This window comes from Candidatus Saccharimonadales bacterium (assembly GCA_035457485.1).
Taxonomy (GTDB): domain Bacteria; phylum Patescibacteriota; class Saccharimonadia; order Saccharimonadales; family EFPC-124; genus DATIBO01.
This window is the reverse complement of sequence record DATIBO010000012.1, coordinates 1-2,075: the sequence shown is the minus strand read 5'-3', so window position 1 is coordinate 2,075 and position 2,075 is coordinate 1. Positions and strand designations below refer to the sequence as shown.

Below are 2,075 nucleotides of genomic sequence, written 5' to 3'. Positions count from 1 at the left end.
GTTTTTTTCGTCGATCTTGCTTGTCTTTGTCGTTGTACCTTTTGGTGCAATAACGGCTATGTTGCAATACATAGGCGAGTTCAAACCGTTGTTTAACTCAAAGCATACTTTGAATCCACGCAGATTCACATGCTGGCGTAGACGGTTGTTAATTTCAGTCCCTTGAAGGAGTCTTGCAACCGATTGCGTATATAACGTACGCGTGTCTTTAGTTATAGCGGTCGTGCTGTCTATAACGTCTGCTTTGCACGTTGTGGCGCCGTTAGGTTCGCCCACGTGCGTTCGGCTAAAAAGCCGTTGCTTCTTTCGGGATTTAGAAGCATAACGAGTAGACTTATAACGTCTCTTTCCTAAGTAAGAGCGTGCCGCACGACCGATAGTGTATGCAGCACGTGCATACTTATACGCATTGCGCGCGCCCATGATAACCTGCGGTGCTAGCTTCAAGCCGGGTCTGATGCCGGCGGCGTAAGCTAAACGTCCTGCGTAGGGAACTAGTGCGGACATCGTAGAAATGACAGTTGAAGTGTGTTGGTGTATTATTACCCAACACACTTCTTGCAGACTACATAATTTGTATGACGAGCAAAAACTGGTGCTTTACTATACAATACAATGACAACGAAGAAGGCCTATTGCTTCAGCTGCGAGCGCTTCACGAAGCGGGCACCTTCTCGTACATTGTTGCTGGAAGAGAGGTTGCTCCCAGCACGGGACAAAAGCATCTACAATGTTTTGGAATCTTGCCTAGCCGAAAGTCCTTCGCCACTGTGCGAGGATTGCTGCCTCAGTGTCATCTCGAGCGTGCGAGAGGCACAGCGACTCAGGCAGCCACGTACTGTCGTAAAGACGGCAATTTTGTCGAATATGGTGAGCTACCAGTATCTTCACAAGGGAAACGATCCGACTGGGAGCGATTCCGTGACTGGTGCCTCGAACTTGACCAAGCTCCATCTGACAGGCAGTTCATCGATGAATTCCCTAGCCTCTTTGGACGATACCCAGTCAGTTGCCGACGAATCGCAAGCGAATTGGTTCCTCGACCCGTCTTACGCGACGGGGAACTACGCCCCTGGCAAGAGCTTCTACGCCAGCGTCTTGAACAAACACCTGACGACCGAACAGTCGAATTCTACGTCGACATTGACGGAGGATCTGGTAAGTCTTGGTTCTGTGGATATGTCTATTCAAGGCTCGATCGAGTCCAACTATTGGGACCAGCAAAGCGAGACGATGTAGCTCATATGGTTGACGTCAGGAGTCGGATTTTTTTAGTGAACGTGCCGCGAGGCTCGATGGAATATCTCAATTACGGCATCTTAGAGATGCTAAAAGACCGAATGGTTATCTCACCCAAGTACGAGAGTCAGATGAAAATACTGACCCAAGTACCTCACGTGATAGTCTTCTGTAATGAGTTCCCAGACATGAATAAGATGTCTGCGGATCGATACGTAATACATGAACTTTAATATATATCAGAGGTTAGGGCAGGGGCGGATTATACTCAACCCCGAAGGCCCTTGGGGCCCCGCGGCAGCGGGGGCCTTCGGGTATTAATTCTTGGGTTCTCTGTAGTAGACGGTGTAGCGTTGCGAGACGGCTACGGCACTGGCTTGCGGGACATTACCAGCTGCAGCTTGAAACGCATCGAACCAGTAAACCACATAGACATCCCCGTCCGTCGGTTCTCCTCCCTCTGTTTGGTCGTAACGTACTTGACGTTTTAACGGAATGTACCAGTCGACATTCTTGTAACTGTTTCCTGACTGCGTCGTAAACGCCGCAGACGGTTGGTTTGGTCCCAAACGGTATCTTTTGTGCTTCAAGACTGTATAGTCATCTGTATTGATGGGCAGACAGTGAAACTCCAAACTGCTCAATAACGTCGGATTGAAGTCAATGGCGCGCCTATTGCCCTGCCAACGGAAAAAGTTTTTTTCGTCGATCTTGCTTGTCTTTGTCGTTGTACCTTTTGGTGCAATAACGGCTATGTTGCAATACATAGGCGAGTTCAAACCGTTGTTTAACTCAAAGCATACTTTGAATCCACGCAGATTCACATGCTGGCGTAG

At 48.7% G+C, this 2,075-nt stretch carries 3 protein-coding genes; 1 reads left to right on the top strand and 2 read right to left on the bottom strand.

Annotation, left to right across the window (positions count from 1 at the left end; all coding sequences use genetic code 11):
• Positions 1-507 (bottom strand): hypothetical protein (locus tag VLA77_05120; GenBank protein ID HSE29936.1); only part of this gene is annotated, 507 nt, incomplete at its 3' end.
• A gap of 71 nt (positions 508-578) precedes the next feature.
• Here VLA77_05120 and VLA77_05115 point away from each other — a divergent pair.
• Positions 579-1,472: a hypothetical protein gene (locus VLA77_05115; protein ID HSE29935.1), complete on the top strand. Its 894-nt coding sequence runs from the start codon at positions 579-581 to the stop codon at positions 1,470-1,472.
• An 84-nt stretch (positions 1,473-1,556) separates the two neighbouring features.
• On the opposite strand, the gene VLA77_05110 is transcribed toward VLA77_05115, so the two are convergent.
• Positions 1,557-2,075 (bottom strand): hypothetical protein (locus tag VLA77_05110; GenBank protein ID HSE29934.1); only part of this gene is annotated, 519 nt, incomplete at its 5' end.

Bases quoted from the DNA above. Each gene is read 5' to 3' on its own strand.
- VLA77_05115 (HSE29935.1), top strand. From the start codon at position 579: ATGACGAGCAAAAACTGGTGCTTTACTATACAATACAATGACAACGAA.